Below are 20832 nucleotides of genomic sequence, written 5' to 3' on the forward strand. Positions count from 1 at the left end.
ATGGCGCAATACGAACTCATCGACCACGAATATGACGTGGTGGTGGTGGGCGCCGGCGGCGCGGGCCTCCGCGCCACCCTGGGCATGGCCGAACAGGGCCTGCGCACCGCCTGCATCACCAAGGTCTTCCCCACCCGCAGCCATACGGTCGCGGCGCAGGGCGGCATCGCCGCATCCTTGCAGAACATGGGCCCCGACAGCTGGAAATGGCACATGTACGACACCGTCAAGGGGTCGGACTGGCTCGGCGACAATGACGCCATGGAGTATCTGGCGCGCGAGGCGCCGGCCGCCATCTATGAGCTAGAGCACTACGGCATGCCGTTTTCGCGCACCGAAGACGGCAGGATCTATCAGCGCCCCTTTGGCGGCCACATGACCGAATTCGGCGATGGCCCACCGGTGCAGCGCACCTGCGCCGCTGCCGACCGCACCGGCCATGCCATGCTGCACACGCTTTATGGCCAGAGCCTGCGCCACAATGCCGAATTCTATGTCGAATATTTCGCGCTCGACCTGATCATGGGCGCGGATGGCGCCTGCGAGGGCGTGATCGCCTGGAAGCTCGACGACGGCACGCTGCATCGCTTCCGCGCCAAGACCACGGTGCTGGCGACCGGTGGCTACGGCCGCTCGTTCTTTTCGGCGACCTCGGCCCATACCTGCACCGGCGACGGCAATGGCATGGTGGCCCGGGCCGGCCTGCCGCTGCAGGACATGGAATTCGTGCAGTTCCACCCTACCGGCATTTATGGCGCCGGCGTGCTGATCACCGAAGGCGCCCGCGGCGAAGGCGGCTATCTGACCAATTCGGAAGGCGAGCGCTTCATGGAGCGCTATGCCCCCAATGCCAAGGATCTGGCCAGCCGCGACGTGGTATCGCGCTGCATGACGCTGGAAATCCGCGAAGGCCGCGGCGTCGGTCCCAAGAAGGACCATATCTACCTGCACCTCGATCATCTTGATCCCGCGGTGCTGGCAGTGCGCCTGCCCGGCATCACCGAAAGCGCCAAGATCTTTGCCGGTGTCGACCTCACGCGCGAGCCGATCCCGGTCATTCCCACCGTGCACTACAATATGGGCGGCATCCCCGCCAATTATCATGGCGAAGTGCTCAACCCGACGCCGGACAATCCCGACGCCATCGTGCCCGGCCTGATGGCCGTGGGCGAGTCCGCCTGCGCCTCGGTGCATGGCGCCAATCGTCTCGGCTCCAATTCGCTCACCGATCTGGTGGTCTTCGGCCGCGCCGCCGCCATCCGCGCCGGCAAGGTGATGGACCGCGACGCGCCGATCCCGGCCATCAACAAGAGCCAGGACGACAAGATCCTGGCCCGCTTCGATCGCCTGCGCAACGCTGCCGGCTCCAAGCCCACCGCCGTGGTTCGCGACGCCATGCAGCACACCATGCAGCGCAATGCAGCCGTGTTCCGCACCGCAGAAACGCTGCAGTCCGGCGTCAAGGCAATTGGCGAAATCTACGGTCAACTCAAGGACATTGCCGTCACCGACCGCTCGCTGATCTGGAACTCGGATCTGGTGGAAACGCTGGAGCTGGAAAATCTGATGGCCAATGCCATGACCACCGTGGTCTCGGCCGAAGCCCGCCATGAGAGCCGTGGCGCCCACGCCCGTGAGGATTTCCCCAGTCGCGACGATACCAATTGGCGCAAGCACACATTGAGCTGGATCGATAGCGACACCGGTGCCGTCAGGCTCGGCTATCGGCCGGTGCATGTCGATCCGCTGACGGCGGAAAGCGAAGGCGGCATCGACCTCAGCAAGATCGCTCCCAAGGCACGGGTATACTGATGCGGTGGGCGCTGATCCTTGCTCTTGCCGGACTGTTGAGTGGACCCGCCCTGGCGGCGCCACCAACAGCCGCGCAAAAGGACGAGTTCTATGCCGTCTGCATGGGCATTGCCGACAACGAAACACTGTGTGCCTGCAAGGCCAAGGCGGCCATGACGCTGATCGATGAGCGCTTCATGGGCGTGGTGATCGCCTCGATGCGGGGCGGCACCCCGGCCTCAACCGATTTTGTCGCCTACAACACCTACGTCGCCAAATCCAACCAGGTCTGCAAGCCGGACTATTAGGATGTCGCGCTGGTTGACCGGCGTGTATTGAGAAGGAAGACCGAAGACATGGTCGAACTGATGCTCCCCAAGGCCGACCGGCCAGCCAAGGGCAAGACCTGGCCCAAGCCAGCCAATGCCCAGCGGCTGCGCGAGTTCCACATCTATCGCTATGACCCCGAAAGTGGGGCCAATCCGCGCATCGACACCTATTTCGTCGACCTCGACGATTGCGGCCCGATGATTTTGGATGGTCTGCTGTGGATCAAGAACAAGGTCGACGCCACGCTGACCCTGCGCCGAAGCTGCCGCGAGGGCATTTGCGGCTCCTGCTCGATGAACATCAACGGGCTCAACACGCTGGCCTGCACCAAGGGCATGGGCGACAGCGCCGGCCCGATCAAGATCTACCCCCTGCCGCACATGCCGGTGGTCAAGGATCTGGTGCCCGACCTCACCACCTTCTATGCCCAGCATCGCGCCATTGAGCCCTGGCTCAAGACCACCACGCCTGCGCCTGAAAAAGAGTGGACCCAGACCATTCCCCAGCGCGCCCAGCTCGATGGGCTCTATGAGTGCATTCTGTGCGCCTGCTGCTCGACCTCATGCCCGTCCTATTGGTGGAATGGCGACAAATATCTCGGCCCCGCCGCCCTGTTGCAGGCCTATCGCTGGCTGATCGACAGCCGCGACGAGACCACCCAGGAGCGCCTCGACAACCTTGAAGACCCCTTCAAGCTCTATCGCTGCCACACCATCATGAACTGCTCCAAGGCCTGCCCCAAGGGCCTGAACCCGGCCAAGGCCATCGCCCAGATCAAGAAGATGATGGTCGAACGCAAGGCGGCCTAGCGGGGCAAACCAAAGACTATCAGTCGGCCTCCCTCCCCCCTGTGGGGAGGGACAGCGAGATAGGACTTAGCCGAGATAGGACTTGGCCGAGATAAGACTTGGCATTGGCTAAGTCCGTGATCGAGCCGGGTGGGGGGTGGTTCCGCAGGCCAGGTGCCGTGACACCCCCACCCTTGATCCCTCCCCACAAGGGGGAGGGAGACGACTGGAAAGCCAGAGCCCCCCCAGAGGACGCCATCAAGCCTGTTCGGCGCGGCCGATCTGCTGGCGCAGAAGGGTGCGGTCCCGACTGGAGACGCCGATCAGCTCGGCCACGCGCCAGACCATATTGTCTTCCAGCTCGTGGTTCTTGCTGTCGGCAAACACCACTGTCCACATCATGCGGATGATTTCCAGCCGGTCGGCCAGCTCCAGCGAGGACAGGCTTGAGGTGAACCTGTAGAGGTCCACCGCCTCGGCATCGCGCAATGCTGCCGCCTTGATCAGCTGCTCGACCGCGCCTTCGTCCAGCTCATAGTGATCCATCAGCGCACCCTTGATGGTGCCCCGCTCGGCATCGCTCATCTGGCCGTCCACCGCCGCCAGATGCACCAGCAGCGCCGCCACCGACAGTTTTGGGTCGCGGCTGTCCAGCGCTTCGGGTTTGTTGAACAGGCGGGTAATGGCCTCGAACATGGCGGCGAGCCTCTTTTCGCGGGACGACAGGAACAGCAATGGGTTTGGCGCCGGGAGGGCAGGCGCCTCAGACTTAGCGATCCTGGCCGTTTCCTCAAGCAACACCTGCCCCCCTCACGCGCTCTTGACCGGCCCTGGTGCGCAACAGCCACACTCATCGGGGGTCGTCGCGCCGAAAAAGGACTCGACTCCGGCCGGAATCGGAGTCTACTTGTTCTCTGTTTGTTCGCATAGAAAGACCGTTGCCCATGGGCACGCCAGATCGCCAGCAGCGCCTTGCGGCGTTGCGGGATGCCATTGCCGATATTGAGCGCAAACCGGCGCTGGCTGAGGCACGCCCGCTGCTGCAGGCCGATGGGGCGGGCTTTCCGCTGCCTGCCGGCGGCCTGCTGCAGGAAGTCTTCACCGATGAGCGCCGCCATGCCGGCGCCGCGCTCGGCTTTGCCCTGGGCCAGGCCCGCAGCCTGCTCACGCCGTCGCGTCCGGCCGTGATCTATCTGCAGCTGGCGCACGAGGCTCAGGAAATGGGCCTGCCCTATGGCCCCGGCCTGCTCAGCTTTGGTTTTGACCCGGCAGCGCTGGTGCTGGTGCGGGTCGCCAATATGACCGAACTGCTCTGGGCCGCCGAAGAGGCGATTGCCTGCCGCGCCGTGGCCGCCGTGGTCGCCGATATTGCCGGCCAGCACAAGCTGCTCGATTTCACCGCCAGCCGCCGGCTGGGCCTGCGCAGCGCCAACGCCGGCGCCTCCATGCTGCTGCTGCGCTATGGCACCGGGCGCGAGGCCAGCGCAGCGCATCTGCGCTGGCGCATCACCCCTGCCCTGAGTGCCACAAGGCGCTTTGACGCCCTGGCGCCGGGCGCCCCGCGCTGGCAGGCGCAATTGGAGAAGGGGATTCTCGACAATCAGCAAACCCATTGGCTTCTGGGCTGGACACATCATGGTTTCATCATCCGCGACGCGGCCAACCGCGCCCTGTTCCCTGCTGCCGACGCGGCGCTTTCTGGCCCTGTTCCTGCCCCATTGGCCCACCGACTACCTGCAACGGCGTGAACCGGGCCTGAGCGGCCCGCTGGTGCTGTATGAACGCATCAAGGGCGGGCTGCGGCTGGCCGCCATGAACCCGCAGGCGGCCCAGGCCGGGCTGCGGCTCGGACAGAACCTGGCCGATGCCCGCGCCATGCTGCCCGAAATGACGGCGCGCGAAATCGACCGCCCCCTGCTCACCGCCGCCTTTGCCGATTTTGCCGACTGGCATTCCAATGCCAGCCCGCTGGTGGCGGTACTCGGCGATGTCAGCGCCTTTGGCGATCTGGTGCTCGACATTACCGGGGTCGCTCACCTGTTCGGTGGCGAACACGCCATGTTGCGCACCCTGCTCGCGCGCCTGCGGGCGCTCGGCTATAGCGTGGCCGGGGCCATCGCCCCCACCATCGGCGCGGCCTGGGCAGTCAGCCATTTCGCCCGCAGCCAGGTGGTGGCGGACACCGATCTGGCCCAGGTGCTCGACGCCCTGCCGGTTGGCGCCCTGCGCCTGACCCCCGAGCAGATCGCGGGCCTCACCCAGATGGGGCTGACCACGCTGGCCCCCCTGCGCCCGCGCGAGCGCAAGCCGCTACAGGCCCGCTTTGGCCTGAGCCTGCTGACCCGGCTCGACCAGGCCTATGGCATGCTCGAAGAGCGCCTGACGCCGCGCCTGCCTCTGGCCGAGCGCTATGCCGAACGGCGCTTCCCCGACCCGATCGGCCTGCTCGACGATGTGTTGATGACCACCCGTGATCTGGCCATCCAGCTCGGCCTGCGGCTCGAGGCCGAGGGGCTGGGGGCGCAGGCCTTTCACCTGTTTCTCTATCGCGTCGACCACAAGGTGATGACGCTCTCGGTCAATTCGGCCCGGCCGAGCCGCGACCCCGACCATATCGCCAAGCTGTTCTCCCACCGCGCCGAACGGCTCGCCGGCGAATATGACGCCGGCTTCGGCATCGACATGATCCGCCTGGCGGTCAGTTCGGTCGACAAGCTCGACGGCACGCAACTGGGCGCCTTCGCCACCCCGGACGGCACCGACGATCTGGTCCAGCTGCAGGACCGCATGAGCAGCCGGCTCGGCGCCATGGCGGTGCTGCGCACCCAGTTCGTCGCCACCCATATTCCCGAACGCGCCGCCCGACTGGTGCCGGCCATGGTCCATGCCGCCGGCCCCCAAGCCGAACCGGGCCCCGATCGGGATCGGCCCCTGCGTCTGTTGCCGGTGCCCGAACCCATTGCCATCAATGCCGAAGTGCCCGACGGGCTGCCCGCCTCGATGATCTGGCGCCGCATCAGCTATCGCATCACCAGGGCCTCGGGCCCCGAACGGCTGGGCGCCGAATGGTGGCGCAGCGGCCAGCGCCTGCAGCTGGCCCCGCCCGAGCCCCCCAGGCCGGCCAAGCCCGGCGAAACCCCGAGGCCCCCGCCCCATGTGCCCCGGCTTGAGCGCTTCAACCCGTCTGCCGTGACCCGCGATTACTACATCGCCGAAGACGCCATGGGCCGCCGCTTCTGGATTTTCCGCGAGGGGCTGTACCACCCCGATGCCAGCCCGGTCTGGTATCTGCACGGGCTGTTCGCATGAGCGATCTGATCACCCTGATGCAGGCTCCAGCCGAAGCCACGCGCGCGCCGCTGCCGCCGGCGCCGGCCTTTGCCGAACTGGTGTCGACCAGCAATTTTTCCTTTCTGCATGGCGGCTCGCACCCCGAGGAACTGGTCAATACCGCCGCCAGCCTGGGTCTTTCCGGCTTTGGCCTGACCGATCGCAACAGCTTTGCCGGCGTGGTGCGCGGCTATGTGGCTGCCCGCGACATGGCCAGCATGCCGCCGGACTTCCGCTATCTGGTGGGGGTCCGGCTGTGCTTTGCCGACGGCACGCCCGACATTGTCGCCTATCCCGGCACGCGACTGGCCTATGGGCGGCTCTGCCAATTGCTCACCCTGGGCAATCAGCGCGGCGACAAGGGCAGGCCGGTCCTCTATTTCGCCGATCTGTTTGGCGCCGCCGCGACCGAACCGGACCCGGGCGGCAATTATGCGCAGGGGCAGATGTTCATTCTCATCCCCGACGAAACCGATTGGGGACGGACCGAGCAGGTGCTGGACCGGCTGGGCAGGGAGGCGCCCGGTCGCGTCTGGGTGGCCGGCGCGGTGCGTTTTGATGGCCAGGACCGGGCCCGCCTCAACCGCATCGATCAATTGGGCAAGCGGCACAACGCCCCGATGCTGGCCAGCAATGATGTGCACTATCACCACGCCAGCCGCCGCGTGGTGCAGGATGTGGTGACCTGTATCCGCCAGCACCTGACGCTCGATACCGCGGGCTGGCAGCTGGCGGCCAATGCCGAGCGCCACCTCAAGCCGCCGCGCGAAATGGCCCGGCTGTTCGCCGACTATCCCGACGCCATCACCCAGACGCAAAGCCTGCTCGCGCGCATCGATTTTTCACTCGACCAGCTGAAATACAACTACCCCGAAGAAACCATCGGCAATGGCGAAACCGCCCAGCAGACGCTGGAGCGGCTGGCCTGGGCCGGGGCTGCCAGGCGCTATCCGCAGGGGGTCTCGGACAAGACCAAGCGCGCCATCTGGTCCGAGCTCTGCCTGATTGGCTACAAGCGCTACGCCGCCTATTTCCTGACCGTGCATGACATCGTCATGTTTGCCCGCCACCAGCGCAAGATATTGTGCCAGGGGCGCGGCTCGGCCGCCAATTCCACGGTCTGCTTTTGTCTGGAAATCACCGAGGTCGACCCCGAGACCAGTTCGCTGGTCTTTGGCCGCTTCATCTCCACCGAGCGCGACGAGCCGCCCGATATCGACGTCGATTTCGAGCATGAACGGCGCGAGGAGGTGATGGCCTATATCTATGCCAAATATGGCGGCAGGCGCACCGGGCTGACGGCCAATGTCATCACCTATCGCGCCAAATCGGCGATGCGCGAAACCGCCAAGGTGTTCGGCGTCTCCGACGATACCGTGACCGCGCTGAACGGCCTGCGCTGGGGCGGCGGCGCGCGGCTCGATCCGGCCGAGCTGAGCACTATCGGGTTGAGCCCCGATGACCCGGTGCTGGCGCAGCTGTTCGAGGTGGTCAAGGTGCTGCGCGGCTTTCCCCGTCACCTGTCCCAGCATGTCGGCGGCTTCGTCATCACCCGCGATTCGCTGGAAAGCCTGGTGCCGATCTCCAGGACCGCCATGGACAGCCGCACCATCATTGAATGGAACAAGGACGACATTGCCGCGCTGGCCATTCTCAAGGTCGATGTGCTGGCCCTGGGCATGCTCAGCTGCCTGCGCCGGGCCTTTGAGCTGATGCAGACCCATTATGGCCGGTCGCTGGCGCTGGTCGATCTGCTGAGCGAAGAAGTCGACGAGGACCAGTCCAGAAAGGCCGAGGTTTACGCCATGATCCAGCGCGCCGACACGCTGGGCGTGTTCCAGATCGAAAGCCGGGCGCAGATGAGCATGCTGCCGCGCCTCAGGCCGGAGAAATTCTACGATCTGGTGATCGAGGTGGCCATTGTCCGGCCCGGCCCGATCCAGGGCAATATGGTCCATCCCTATCTGCGCCGCCGCCAGGGCCTGGAGAAAGCAGACTATCACGATGACAGGCTCAGGGACGTGCTCGGGCGCACTCTGGGCATTCCGCTGTTTCAGGAACAGGCCATGCAGATCGCCATTGTCGGGGCCGGCTTTTCCCCGGGCAAGGCCGACAGCCTGCGCCGCGCCATGGCCGCCTGGCGCCGCACCGGCCGCATTGCCCAGTTTGGCACCGAATTCATCGCCGGCATGCTGGCCAATGGCTATCCCGAAACGTTCGCCAAGAACTGCTTTGCCCAGATCCAGGGCTTTGCCGAATATGGCTTTCCCGAAAGCCATGCGGCCTCGTTTGCCCTGTTGGTCTATGCCTCGTGCTGGCTGAAATGCCACTATCCCGACGTGTTTGCCACCGCCCTGCTCAACAGCCAGCCCATGGGGTTTTATGCCCCCTCCCAGATCATTCGCGACGCCGTGGAACATGGTGTGGAAGTGCGCGCGGTCGATGTGAACCTGTCCGATCTGGAATGCGTGCTGGAAACCGGCAGCCGCCCCGCCAGCGCGCAGCTCTGGCCCCAGCATCAATCCATGGCCAGCCATATCCATGCCACCCACGCGATCCGGCTCGGCCTGTCGCAGATCGTGGGGCTGGCCGAGGCCGATATCAACCGCATCGCGGCGCGGCGGGGCGCTGGCTATGATTCAGTGCGCGATCTCTGGCTGCGCACCCAGGTGCCGATTGCGGCGCTGGAAAAGCTCGCCCGCGCCGACGCCTTCGCCTCGCTCGGCCTGTCCCGCCGCGAGGCGCTGTGGGCGGTCAAGGGCCTGATCGGCACCCATGGCGCCGATACGCTGCCCCTGTTTGTTGCTGCCGGCAGCGTCGGGACCGAGACTGACCGGGAGACCGGCTTGCCCAAAATGCTGCCCGGCGAGGAGGTGATCCACGACTATTCCACCCTCTCCTTCTCACTCAAGGGCCACCCGCTGCAGTTTATCCGGCCCATTTTGCAGGCGCGCCGCGTCACCCGCGCCGATCAATTGCTCAGCGTCAAACCCGGCAGCCGCATCGAAGTGGCCGGGCTGGTGCTGGTGCGCCAGCGCCCCGGCACGGCCAGCGGGGTGATCTTTGCCACACTGGAAGACGAAACCGGCGTCGCCAATATCGTCATCTGGCCCAAGGTGTTCGAAGCCAACCGCAGGACCGTGCTGGGCGCGCGGCTCCTGGCAGTGCGCGGGCAGGTGCAGCGCGAGGGGCTGGTGGTGCACATCATTGCCGAGCAGCTCGCCGACCTGACCCATCACCTGCTCGACCTCGCCCATGGCCAGGACATTGGCGACAGGATACTGGCGCGCGGCGATGAGGGGCGCTCGGGCCCGCAGCCCGGCCGCGACCACAAGGCGATGCTGGAAATCGAAAAAGCCCGCCGCGCCGCCTTTGCCGCCCTGCCCGAAGGACGCAATTTCCACTAAAGGCCGGCGTTCAGCGCGGCGACAGGCGTCAGGCCACGATGGCGTCGATGGCCTTGGCCAGGCTGATATCCCTGGCGCTCAGCCCGCCGGCGTCATGGGTGGTCAGCGTCACCGTGACGCTATTGTAGCTATTGGACCAGTCGGGATGGTGACCGGCCTGCTCTGCCGCCAGCGCCACCCTGCTCATAAAGCCGAATGCCTCGGAAAAATTCTTGAACTTGAACACATGGCTGATGGCGCCCGTCGCCGCGTCATAGACCCAGCCATTGAGCTCGCCCAGGCCCTTCTCGCGCTCATTCTCACCCAGTCTGTCGACCATTTTTCGCACCCTTTGCCATGCCGTTGATGCCCACAGCGATAGAAGCGCAAAGCGACACTTCCAAGGCAATCGGGACGCGCCGGACCCCAATCAGGCGTCACGCCCGCCGCCGCCACTCCTGAGCGCAGCAGCGCGCCCATGCGCCAACCGGCTCCCGCGACATTAACCGCCGATTCACTGTTTTTTGTGGAATCACCCCTGCATCAGCCCCATTCTGCTGTCCCGCAAGGCCATCTTAACGGCCCCGAATTAACTCTGCGCCACAACACGTTGGCAGAGCATGCCGTGCTCCCATCCATTCATTCACCGCGACGATCCAGAGCCAAACCGATCCAGACCCAACCGATCCAGACCATGGCCAGCAAAGATAATTCAGACAGGACGGGCAATGGTCTTCCAGGACGCCCATAAGATTTTGCCGCCAGTCGACTATGTGTCGATGATCCGCTCGCTTTACCAGGACCGGCGCTCCATGCTGCTTGGCGCCTTTGGATCGGCGCTGGCCGCTGCAGTCGCCGCGCTGGAGGCCGGGTCCGTTCTGCTGGGGGTGTTTGTCGGCCTGTTCATTCTGGTCGGCCTGCTGCGCTATGCCGACATGCGGGCCTTCGAGGCGGCAGAATTGTCCGATACCGATGTGCAGCTGGCGCTGCACTGGGAAATACGGGCCACTGTGGGCGCCGCGGCCATCGCCCTGGTTTATGGCACCTGGTGCCTGGTCAGCTTCTGGCTGATTGGCGACGCCTTTGCCGAATTGACGGCCGCCTCGGTCTCGGTCTCGGTTCTGGTGGGTGTATCGCAGCGGAACTTTGCCATTGACCGGCTGATGACCATCCAGGTGCTGCTGATCGCCGTGCCATTGGCCCTTGGCCTGCTGCTGGTCGGCAATCTGTATTATGCGCTGCTGACCCTGCTGCTCCTGCCGTTCTTTGCCAGCTTGCGTGGCATTGCCGGCAATGCACGCGATATTCTGCTGCGCGCCGTGCATGGCCGGATTGCCGCCTCGCAACTGGCAAGCCAGCTCGACACGGCCCTGACCACACTCGAGCATGGCCTGCTCATGCTCGACAGCGACTGCATCATTGAAGTGGCCAATGGTCGCGCCCTCGACGCCTTCGACCTGGGCGGTGCCGATGGCTGGGTCGGGCGTCCGGCCAGCGATCTGTTCGATGTGGCCTTGGCCAATAGCAGCATGCCGCAGGCCGCCTACGATCAATTGCGCGACCTGATCAATACCCGCGCCAGCGGCAAGCTGCTGCTCGCCGTCGACCCCTATCAGTACTTCGAAATCTCGGTCTCCTCGCGCCGCACCAAGACGGTGCTGCTGTTCGAGGACGTTTCCACCCGGATTATTGCCGAGGAACGCATCGCGCATATGGCGCGGCATGATGAACTGACGGGGCTGTCCAATCGCGCCCATTTTTCCGAACAGGTCAAACTGGCTTTGCGTAAGCGGCGCACCAAGGGAAAGCCTGTCCATGCGGCGCTATGGATCGTCGATGTCGATGATTTCAAGCATATCAACGATACCATGGGCCACATCGCTGGCGACGCGGTCCTGGCCGAACTGGGTCGTCGCCTGCCTCGGGCCTTTGGCGCCCCCACCATTTGTGCCCGCCTGGGTGGCGATGAGTTCATCGCCTTCCGTGCCGATGGCGCCTCGCCTGAAGTGCTGGCCGAACAATCCCAGCGCGTGTTCACCATTCTGGCCGCTGACATGCACATCCCGGACCGGAAGCTGGCAGTCGATGTCAGTATCGGTCTGGTGATCAGCGACAATCCCGATGATGATCTGGACAATATGATGGTCAAGGCGGATCTGGCCATCAGTGCCGCCAAAAGCGGGGGCAAGGCCATGGTCGTGCAGTTCCACGATCAGATGGACACCGACTATCGGTTGCGCCAGCAATTGAAGGCCGACCTCAAACAGGCCATTGCCGACGACCAGGTAACGCTGGTCTATCAGGCTGTGATTGATCCCCGACAGGACAAGATTGTCGGATGCGAGGCTCTGGCCCGCTGGAATCATCCCGAACACGGCCAGATTTCACCGGCGGTGTTCATTCCCATCGCCGAGGAAACCGGCATGATTACCGACCTGACGCGCGCCGTCCTGGCCAAGGCAACCCGGGACTGCAGCACCTGGCCGGACGATATCTGCGTGGCCGTCAACATATCGGCCCGCGACTTCCGGGCCAGCGATGTCGAAGCCATCGTCACCGATGCCCTCAAGCATTCGGGCCTGGCGGCCCATCGGCTGGAGATCGAGGTCACCGAGACGGCCGTCATCGAAGAGCAGCAGGCCGCAACGGTCGCCCTGGCGGCCCTGTGTGCCCGTGGCATCGGCGTGGCGCTCGACGATTTCGGCACCGGCTATTCCTCACTGAGCTATCTGCAGTCCCTGCCCCTGACCAAGCTCAAGATCGATCGCAGCTTCGTAATGGAAATCACCACCAATCCGCAGGCGTTGCGCCTGCTGGCCAATGTTGCCCAATTGGGCAAGGATCTTGATCTCAAGGTCACCGTCGAGGGTGTGGAAACCGAGGAGCAGCTCAACCTGCTGCTGTCGCAAACCCGAATCGACCAGATCCAGGGCTTCGTCTATGGCCAGCCGCTGGACCTGGAGGCCATGACCTGCCTGCTGCGCACGCGTTGCGGCGCCAAAGGCCCCGCAATGGCCAGGCCGGCGACAGCCCGTTAGTGCCCGCGCAGAAGTGCCGGCATTAACCAAGAACGCGCATTGCCGCTTATCCCAAGGTTAATCAATGGTTACCGTGCCCGCAGCAAAATGAGACAGCGAGCAGAACATGCCAATTGATTCCGACGGCGCTGCGGCGGCACGGGTCGGGAAACCCTCGCGTTTCTCCGGCACATTGCTCGATATTCTGGACCGGGTCAGCTATATGCGCGTTGACCCCTCGGTGATCGATGATCCCATCTACCGGCTGCGCTATCGCGCCTATACGCGGGAGGGCTTCATGGATCACAATCCCCAAGAGATCTGCATTGACGATCTTGATGCCACGGCCAACGGCATGAGTTTTGGCATTTACATTGATGGCCAGCTGGTCAGCTCGATCCGGCTGCACCATCTGACCCAGGCCTGTCCGCACTCCCCCAGCATGAAGGTATTCCCCGATGTGCTGGGCCCCATGCTGGATCAGGGCATGAGCTTTATCGACCCCAGCCGCTTCACCGCCGACCATGAAGCCTCGCTGGCCTATCCGGCGCTGCCATTTCTGACCCTGCGCATGGCCGCCATGGCCTCGGTGCATTTCGGGGCTGATCGATGCCTGGCGCTGGTGCGCCCCGAACACGGCGCCTTCTACAAGCGCGTATTCGGCTCCGAACCGCTGGGCGAGGCACGCAGCTATCCCGGGCTGCACTTTCCGGTGGCCCTGTTCGCGGCCAGTGTGGAGGCCATTCGCTCCCGCGTCGCCGAGCGCTTCCCGTTCTTTTTGTCCACCCCTGCCGAACGCCAGCAATTGTTCACCCAGAAGCTGGAAAAGGCCGGCAATCTCCATGTCCCCGCCTCGGCGCGCCAGGCCTATGAAGCTGCCCTTGACGCGTACGCGCAGGTCTGATGGGTCACAGCCAGGCGCACTGCCGCCAGCATCCCCGAAAGCCATCGCGCCCCAGACTCGCGCTGTAATTGGAAAATGGTGCCGCATAGGTGACTCGAACACCTGACCCCATCATTACGAATTGTTTTTCGTAACAATATCAGAGATTTAGACGCTCTACGAAATCGTTGGACCCTACTGGACAAGCCATTGGCCGGAATCCACTTTTGGGAGCTGAGAGATAGCACAGGGTATCACCCGGTTGCCACCCCTTTGATCCCGCGACACTACTAGCAGCCTACAGTTCGCGGTTGGCCCTACTAATCGGCATCGCACCCACCGGACCTCCCCCTATCAACGGCACTCACAGTTCGGGGCGGGGGCGGGAGTCCATGGGCGTCGGGATGTCCCACTCATGCGATTTCGTGTAACTTACTCTTCCATGATGCGACCATCACCCCACGAACTTGGCTATCATGTGAAGGGCTTCAATGATGTGATCGCCTAATCCGGTAATCCACACCCCGAAACCGGTTCCCGCGGCTATGGACCCCGCCTTCGCGAAATCGGTGATCCGCTGACCCGTCCAGATCGCCAGTTTTAGACCAAACCTGCCTAGCCTATCCGTCAACTCAGATATGGACTGCCGGTCGGTCAATTCACTCGAGAGTTCACGACCCAGCGCGGTAACCGTATCGCTGGCATCCAAGACATCTTCGGGAGTGATGGCGTATATGCCAGGCGGGTTATTGTGGCCGAAGCCCGCCATATGCTGAGGCTCCAAGTTCGCGAGCAGGTCCTTAAGTTCATCTAGGCTGGCCAGAATATCTGAAAGTTCAATCGGCCCTTCGCGGCGGGCACTACGCGTTTCCTGCGTCCGCGTTGGTACCTGCCTTTCGTCGAGGAGCTCGTTTATCTTCTTCTTTACGTTTCTCCCCACTTGCGGCGCTGGCGAAAACGAGCGCAGGATCGGCGCGCCTCGCTCTTCCATGACTTGAGAGATGTTCCGCATCCTGTACCGAATGGACGCGTCATTCCTGTCCCGCAGCGGCCCTGTCTGCAGGAATTTCGAGTAGTCCGTTAGCGAGTATGGAATCGAAGCAACTTCCAGCCGGAGCATGTAAAGGTAGGCGTCCACGGACGCTCGAAGCTCATCATCGTTCCAAACATCATTTCCCAGCTTCGTGTTTGCCACTTTTGCTCTCGACCACCCGATTGAAAGTTGTCTTAGATATCTGGCTACATAGAGGTGCCGGGCATAGGTTTGGAATCAAGTTTGCTCACTACGGACTTGCCCGAAAGTGGCTTGGTCTTGAAACGCGAGAACTCAACGGGCAGGGTCTCAATGATCTTCATGGCGTCTAGGTCCTCTAGATCCCAGGTTACATCAAGCTGCTGACGCACCTTCGCTAGCCTGCGCGGCGTACCGCCGCTCTTACCGCCAGCACCGCGCTTAAGTGTGCTTGTGTCATCATTGAAGTAGAGGACCCGAGCCACCTGCTGGAATGAGGGATTGAACATATCCTGTTGGCTGGTGAGCTGTTCACGGATTTCAGGCAGAACCGAAGCCGCGCTACAAAGCAAGTGATCAGCGGTGTCGCCAAGCGATTTGAGAAGCAGCACTGGCATCCGGACTAGGTGCCGCTGGCCCTTCTGCCAGTCATTTGGATTGCTTGGATACCAGCGATGGACTTCCCCCACCTTCCATGTGCCGTCGCCCCCCTTCTTGAAGAGCTGGTCGCGCATGACGAAGGTCAGCCACGCCCACAGTCCCGCGTTGGGAAGGAGATCAAAGAGATTGGCGGTGCCAATGGAAGCGAGAACTGCTTCGGCCATCTCTTTAGCTGTTAGAAATTCTGCCGAGGAGAAGGGCTTGGTACCCGGCAAATGAATAGCCAACGTGCTATCCATCGGATTGATAGCAGAATCGTCGATTTGGCCGGTGAAGACTTTCTCGAAGGCGTCTAATCCGGCAGCGTTGAACTGATATAGGAAAGGGTAGGTACTCACGTTGCCGCCTCCTGTTTGAGCTTTCCTATCAACTGGTCCAGCATGCCATGTCTTTGGCAGAAGCTGTCGAGCAAATCAGCGATCCAGGCCTGCCTCTGCGGACGGCCCTCAGTCCATGGCGGGGCCTTGCCTGGCATCAGCGTGTCGGCCCAGTTGAGCCAATCCCTTGCCCATTCCTGCTCTGGCTGAGCGCTGGCAAAGAGGATGTCATCAAACACTTCGCGGATAATGGCGGGCAATACGCAACTAACGAAAACGGGATCATTTCGGACCCATGTACGCGAATCCGGGATATTCTTGTCGATGTAGACGATCGGGTAATCGTCTTCGCGGACGTCGAGCTTCCAGCCCCGCGGGGCGATGTCATGCGGTTGGAACAGCAGGATCCCTTCACTTGCGGTGCCGCCGTCGTCATCACCTCCAGTGCGGAGTGTCCACGTATCGGTGCTTCCCAGAAGAAGACCTTTCTGATTTTCATCCGTGGCAACCACACGCAGCTGACACGATGGAGCGGAGAAGGCGCTGTTTTTGATTTCAGCAGTTGTCTTCATTGCCCCAACAGTTCCGAACTCTAGGGTTTCGGAGAATTTGTTCTCGAAAAGGCGGAGCTTGAGCCGCGCCGTATCTGGCATTTTGCTAAAAGCCTTGGGGTTCGCAATCGTCATGGCAACAAGCTTTTTGCCACCAATCTCGACGACTTTGGTCGCAACGCAGGACCGGGAAAGCTGTCTGCGTCCAGTAAGTCTGATCCTCTTACGCATTCTTCCAAGGCCTTATATTGGTGTCCAGCTCCCGGTTCTTGTCGAAGCCGGTGATCTCAATCTCCGTACTGGGGCCGCAATCTAAAGCTTTCACTCTGTTCTTGTCAGTGGCGAGATCACAATCTTTGTGGCTGATATTGAGGTCATCGAGCTTGAAGTCGAACGGACTCCAGGACGGGCGGCGCGAGCCATCAGCATACGAAAGCGTGAGTGTCATATTCACTGGCCAGTCGACATAGTCGGAATTGGCCTTGATCCGCAGGCCATCATCAAGCGTTTCCACCCTGAACGCCGGGGCCTGAGGCGGTGGCGGTGGCTCAGGAGGGTTGTCGGGCTTATTCGGCTTCTTCTTCTTGCCAGGTTCGTCTGAGGGCTTGGAGAAGTAGGTGTCGAAAACGTGAGAATCCGGGGCCGTTACGTCTGGCGTCAATAGAAGCCTAAGCTCAATCGGCAGGTTCTTTATGAGGCGCTTCACGCGTGGCCCATCGAAGCCGCGTTCTTCCAGCTTCTGCCTTACATCCTTTGATTCAAGCAGATCGAGATGTGCCTTGCCCTCGCAGAAGTTAAGGTAGACTGCCAAGTCACCCTCGCCAACCAGCATGACCGAGTCCAGTTCGCCAGGGCTCTTGGCTCTCACATCGGGCAGGCCCATTCCTTCCCGAAACAAGCGGTCAATAGGTCTTTTTCCTGATCCAGCGGAACCGATAGCTGCTCTGAGTGCAACCTCTGTTGTGGTCCCGTTGCGGGTCAGCGGAAAGGCGATCTTCAGCACCACGTCCTGTTCATTTGCGATCTTCAGTTGCAAGGCTTTGATGGCGGGGGATTTCCGCAGTAGTGCGAAGTCGCTACTCTGGGCAGTTGGTAGCTTAATTGTGTGAAACGAGGCTTCTGTCTGGGCAAGGCGGACGAGTTTCAGATATCTGGCGACATCACCTTTTATAGCCTCGTCGTTCAAGTAGTTCGCAACGTTGTAGGCGGTTGCATCTATGGTTTTGGCATCAAGCACAACGTCATCGACGTTCAGGACGAGGTTCCCATTCATTATGGCTGGCGCGAAGTTTTCGATCGCAGCGGCCAAAATGGTGTCTGCTTTCAACTCGGCGTGCGGATAGAGGATCGCGAGACCAAGGCCACTCTGGTGCTCGCCATCATATCCGGTGAACCCAAAGGCGTTGCGTGTACTGTTTTGGAATTCCGGCGAGTGATGAAGTGCGTATATGTTGCCGGCCTCAGTCTCGGCCAGATAGGCGTGGGTGGACTTGAGGTCGTCTCCGTCTTCCTGCGCTCGCAGAACCGCCATGCCGCAGATAGCGCTTGAGCCATCAGCAGCGCGCCGCGTGTAGCCAATAACGCCCTGCAGGCGGGAAGCAATCAGGAACGTAACTCTACCGATCCCGCGGCCACCTCGACCCGAGCCGTCCTTGTTGGACAGGCCGAAGTTGAGCCAGTAGTTCCAGAAATCACTGACACGGCTGCTCAGGCTGCCACCTAACCCTTTTGAGTTGAAGTCCTCGACAACAAGCCAGCGGACGGTTCCGTTCGTCCACTCCGACGGGATTTCAAGCCCGGCCTTTTTGCGATGGTTCATCACCTGCGCCAGAAAAGGACGGCGCGGCCCTATCGCCTCCGCATGGAAGGTGAAGTTTACGAAAACAGGCTTCGTCGGGTCGAGCCGCGCATCAAGGCTGTTCTGGATGGCCTCGCGAACAAAGGTTTCGGAGTACGGATAGTCCGTTCGGTCGAACATCTCCGAGTCCAATCCCTGATGGATCGGTGTTGCTCCCACGCTGGGCCATATCCAGCTCCAAGACTCAGTGGACAGAACATTCATTTGAGACGAAACCCCTCCTCACTCGCATCCGCATCGCCGCCGAACCGGCCTTTGGCGCTGTCCATCTCCTTCTGGAGGGCTTTGAATATCTTGCGGATGTCGTCCTCCCCAAATTCGTAGGCACTGCGATTGGATAGATTGCCGATCAGACGAATGTCCTTGATCGCTCGGTTCACGCGGGCCTCGGCCAGATCAACGAATTTTTTCCGCTTGTCACGCATACATCGCTCCTGTGTTGCACATAACGTGGATATTTCCACGAAATGTGTCAAGAGAAACCCGTATATTTCGGAAATGTATGCGTTCTATGAGCGAAAAATTCGGAGAATTATATGCTAACCATATGACTTACAATATCTTTTAGAACGCCATCAGGCCTTCTCCTTACGTCGCATTCCCAGACGGTAATCACCCGCCAGCCCGACTTCTCAAGTTCCTGCTGTTTCCGCTGATCGCGTTGAACGGTATCTTGGAACTTGGCGGTCCAGAACTCTGTGCGGGTCTTGGGTACGGTTGCCCCCGCACATCCTTCATGTCTGTGCCAGAAGCAGCCGTGAACGAAGATGGCAGTCTTGTATTTCTTGAGGACGATGTCGGGCTTGCCGGGGAGGTTCCGCCCATGAAGGCGGAACCGATAGCCGGCTGCATGGAGGAGCTTCCGCAACTGGACCTCAGGCGTCGTGTTTTTGCCCCTGATCCGGGACATGTTCCAACTGCGGCGCTCTTGTGAAATTCTGTCCGTCAAGTGTCTCCGTCTCTCATCGCGTCAAGAACCTCTGCAATTACTGCGGCGATTTGATTGGCAAGATAAGGCGGAACTGCATTCCCGACCTGATGGTACTGAGCCGTGCGCGTCCCCAAGAACTTATAATTGTCGGGAAAGGTTTGTAGTCGCGCCGCCTCTCTGACCGTAAGGCTGCGGGATTGAAGTGGATCGTAGTGGATGAAGTAGTGTCCATCTTTGGAGATGTGAGAAGTAATTGTTGTGGAAGGCTGATCCGGAAGCTGCACGCGGAAGCGGTCGGAGAACATTTTCCCCTCTCGGCCCAATTCAACATTGTGATGCTTGGGCAACAACTCCTCCGGAAAGTCGGCCAGCTTAGGACTTTTGCCAGTGATCAGAGCAAAGGAAGCGGCGAAGGCGTACCTACGAAGATCGGAGGCCATATGAGTGCGGGCCTCATGGCCGTCCAATGTATCCAGATGACGGTCGTAGATGTAGTCCAAAGCGGGGTGCTGGAACGCAGGACGCGCCGGATAGATCGCTGATCGTCGCGAGAGTTTCCCCGGTGGCACGCGCACAATCTCAGAGCTGACGGCGTCAAAGAGATCGCCCGTGGAAGCATGGCCGTTCAACCGCTGGCGAACAGACTCGGGATCAAAACCGTCAATCTCTTTCACCCATGCCTCGAAGCTGTCCGCGGCTTTCGACAAGCCACTGCGTATCGAAGGAAGACTCTCTATCGTCTGCCTGAGTGTGGGCGACTTGTGGCGCTTCAACCTCCCGGGTGAAACGGGAACATCCTCCCGTATACCGACAATGAACATTCGGTGTCTTGCCTGAGGGACGCCGAAATCCTCGGCGCGAACCAAGAACATTCGCGGGTCTGCATCCGGGCCAGGTATTTCCGCCTCGGAAAGTGAAAACAGGCGATAACCAAGACCAGTCGCCCCGCCATCCACGGCCTCCGTTGGCCTTGCCAAGTCCGCAAGTATAAGATCGATGGTCAGCTTCCCGTCGATTTTCGAGGAAAGGAGTCCTTTGACATTCTCCATCACAAATACAGGCGGAGCATGGTCAATAATAATTTTCAGATATTCTTGATAGAGGCGGTGCCGGGCATCTGTGGCGAAATCAGGATCACCCATCATGCGGGATCGGCCGACCAAAGAGTAGGCTTGGCAGGGAGGCCCCCCGACCAAAGCCCATTTGTGCTTCCCTTTTAGCTTGGCCGAAATAGTCCGGCGAACGGTCGTATGACTTTCCGGTCCGAGTGAAATACGGAGAGCAGTGGCATCTGCATGAGACCGATTTTCCGGAAAGCGCGAATACAATTCCTCTAACGACAAATTGCCTTTGAGGTAGTCATAATAGTCTTCCGGGAATCCGTCCGGGAACGTTCTGAGGAAATGACGCAAATGAAGAGTGCGGTGCGAATGCTCATCGCGCTCGATCGACGCGACACTCTCGAAACGAGGCCTTCCGTTGCCGTCGTCCAAAGACAAAAATCCCTCTCCAAGACCACCAGGTCCAGCAAATATATCGACTACGGGGTAAGAGACTTTATTCACGGCCTGTCTTATTCTTCACTGAGTTATATGCCTTCCGCATCCGCTCGTAGTCCTCGACGCTGACGACGACGACAACCGGCCTCCCGTGCTTTTCGATGAAAATCGGTTCCTGTCGTGCCAAATCGATCAGGTAACCGAAGCGGTTTTTTGCCTCACGGGCAGACAGAGTTTTCTGCGGAGTACGATCCATAATAGCTACTTTAGCTACATGGGTCCGCATTGCAATGCGGTTCCGGAGATGCCGTTTGGCGATCGGAGGCTATCCACAGATGCTTGCTTCCTCCCACTTCCCACAGCGAATCCAGGAAAAGGAGCACTGGCCTTGTTGGCTAAACTGAACCTGCCGTTGCTCATGTGCGTCCGATCGCGCGTGCGCAGGCGCTGGATGGCGTTACATCATGCTGGATCGGGCT

General features: G+C 61.2%; 18 protein-coding genes. 8 read left to right on the top strand and 10 right to left on the bottom strand.

The genetic code is table 11. The features are described 5' to 3' along the window. The 3 genes from sdhA to ABFY71_RS02980 are packed head-to-tail and all read left to right on the top strand — an operon-like array spanning position 1 to position 2930. Entirely contained in the window at positions 1–1812 is a 1812-nt protein-coding gene (gene sdhA / locus ABFY71_RS02970) for a succinate dehydrogenase flavoprotein subunit (RefSeq protein WP_347944615.1), read from the top strand. Next, on the top strand, positions 1812–2099 hold the full coding sequence (locus ABFY71_RS02975; protein ID WP_305577028.1) for a hypothetical protein: 288 nt from the start codon (positions 1812–1814) through the stop codon (positions 2097–2099). The genes sdhA and ABFY71_RS02975 overlap by 1 nt, the downstream gene beginning before the upstream one ends. Positions 2100–2147: 48 nt before the next feature. Beyond that, complete coding sequence (locus tag ABFY71_RS02980; protein WP_347944616.1) at positions 2148–2930, top strand: succinate dehydrogenase iron-sulfur subunit; 783 nt, start codon at positions 2148–2150, stop codon at positions 2928–2930. Between the two features lie 237 nt (positions 2931–3167). Here ABFY71_RS02980 and ABFY71_RS02985 read toward each other — a convergent pair whose 3' ends face one another. After that, positions 3168–3605 (bottom strand): tellurite resistance TerB family protein, encoded by a 438-nt coding sequence (locus ABFY71_RS02985; protein ID WP_305577024.1) that lies wholly within the window; start codon positions 3603–3605, stop codon positions 3168–3170. Between the two features lie 248 nt (positions 3606–3853). Here ABFY71_RS02985 and ABFY71_RS02990 point away from each other — a divergent pair, with 248 nt between their 5' ends. The 3 genes from ABFY71_RS02990 to ABFY71_RS03000 are packed head-to-tail and all read left to right on the top strand — an operon-like array spanning position 3854 to position 9646. Next, positions 3854–4657 carry a hypothetical protein gene (locus tag ABFY71_RS02990; protein ID WP_347944617.1) on the top strand — a complete coding sequence of 268 codons (804 nt, stop codon included), beginning with the start codon at positions 3854–3856 and terminating at the stop codon, positions 4655–4657. Further along, positions 4545–6218 carry a Y-family DNA polymerase gene (locus ABFY71_RS02995; protein ID WP_347944618.1) on the top strand — a complete coding sequence of 558 codons (1674 nt, stop codon included), beginning with the start codon at positions 4545–4547 and terminating at the stop codon, positions 6216–6218. Before ABFY71_RS02990 ends, ABFY71_RS02995 begins: the two co-directional genes overlap by 113 nt. Beyond that, positions 6215–9646, top strand: coding sequence for an error-prone DNA polymerase (locus ABFY71_RS03000; protein WP_347944619.1), 3432 nt, complete (start codon positions 6215–6217; stop codon positions 9644–9646). The genes ABFY71_RS02995 and ABFY71_RS03000 overlap by 4 nt, the downstream gene beginning before the upstream one ends. Positions 9647–9674: 28 nt before the next feature. Here ABFY71_RS03000 and ABFY71_RS03005 read toward each other — a convergent pair whose 3' ends face one another. Beyond that, positions 9675–9965 (bottom strand): 4a-hydroxytetrahydrobiopterin dehydratase, encoded by a 291-nt coding sequence (locus ABFY71_RS03005; RefSeq protein ID WP_347944620.1) that lies wholly within the window; start codon positions 9963–9965, stop codon positions 9675–9677. Positions 9966–10353: 388 nt separating this feature from the next. On the opposite strand from ABFY71_RS03005, the gene ABFY71_RS03010 reads away from it, so the two are divergent. Both ABFY71_RS03010 and ABFY71_RS03015 read left to right on the top strand, forming a co-directional pair. Then, positions 10354–12663 (top strand): putative bifunctional diguanylate cyclase/phosphodiesterase, encoded by a 2310-nt coding sequence (locus ABFY71_RS03010; protein ID WP_347944621.1) that lies wholly within the window; start codon positions 10354–10356, stop codon positions 12661–12663. A gap of 106 nt (positions 12664–12769) precedes the next feature. Then, positions 12770–13546 carry an N-acyl amino acid synthase FeeM domain-containing protein gene (locus ABFY71_RS03015; protein ID WP_305577012.1) on the top strand — a complete coding sequence of 259 codons (777 nt, stop codon included), beginning with the start codon at positions 12770–12772 and terminating at the stop codon, positions 13544–13546. Positions 13547–13979: 433 nt separating this feature from the next. Here the strand turns inward: ABFY71_RS03015 and ABFY71_RS03020 are convergent, their stop codons facing one another. From ABFY71_RS03020 to ABFY71_RS03055, 8 genes are all read right to left on the bottom strand, one after another. After that, the gene (locus ABFY71_RS03020; protein ID WP_347944622.1) at positions 13980–14720 is read right to left on the bottom strand and encodes a hypothetical protein; all 741 of its coding nucleotides are present in this window, start codon (positions 14718–14720) and stop codon (positions 13980–13982) included. A gap of 44 nt (positions 14721–14764) precedes the next feature. After that, positions 14765–15535 carry a hypothetical protein gene (locus ABFY71_RS03025; protein WP_347944623.1) on the bottom strand — a complete coding sequence of 257 codons (771 nt, stop codon included), beginning with the start codon at positions 15533–15535 and terminating at the stop codon, positions 14765–14767. Continuing rightward, positions 15532–16200, bottom strand: a complete 669-nt coding sequence (locus ABFY71_RS03030) for a hypothetical protein (protein WP_347944624.1) — start codon at positions 16198–16200, stop codon at positions 15532–15534. Before ABFY71_RS03030 ends, ABFY71_RS03025 begins: the two co-directional genes overlap by 4 nt. A gap of 88 nt (positions 16201–16288) precedes the next feature. Then, positions 16289–18043: a hypothetical protein gene (locus ABFY71_RS03035; RefSeq protein ID WP_347944625.1), complete on the bottom strand. Its 1755-nt coding sequence runs from the start codon at positions 18041–18043 to the stop codon at positions 16289–16291. Between the two features lie 80 nt (positions 18044–18123). Further along, positions 18124–18348: a hypothetical protein gene (locus tag ABFY71_RS03040; protein ID WP_347944628.1), complete on the bottom strand. Its 225-nt coding sequence runs from the start codon at positions 18346–18348 to the stop codon at positions 18124–18126. Positions 18349–18455: 107 nt separating this feature from the next. Continuing rightward, the gene (locus ABFY71_RS03045; protein WP_347944629.1) at positions 18456–18872 is read right to left on the bottom strand and encodes a very short patch repair endonuclease; all 417 of its coding nucleotides are present in this window, start codon (positions 18870–18872) and stop codon (positions 18456–18458) included. After that, positions 18869–20353, bottom strand: coding sequence for a DNA cytosine methyltransferase (locus ABFY71_RS03050; RefSeq protein ID WP_347944630.1), 1485 nt, complete (start codon positions 20351–20353; stop codon positions 18869–18871). Before ABFY71_RS03050 ends, ABFY71_RS03045 begins: the two co-directional genes overlap by 4 nt. 58 nt (positions 20354–20411) lie before the next feature. Beyond that, the gene (locus ABFY71_RS03055; RefSeq protein WP_347944631.1) at positions 20412–20639 is read right to left on the bottom strand and encodes a type II toxin-antitoxin system prevent-host-death family antitoxin; all 228 of its coding nucleotides are present in this window, start codon (positions 20637–20639) and stop codon (positions 20412–20414) included. Positions 20640–20832: the final 193 nt, after the last annotated feature.

Origin of the sequence: Devosia alba (assembly GCF_039938915.1) — a bacterium.
GTDB classification, from domain to species: Bacteria; Pseudomonadota; Alphaproteobacteria; order Rhizobiales; family Devosiaceae; genus Devosia; species Devosia alba.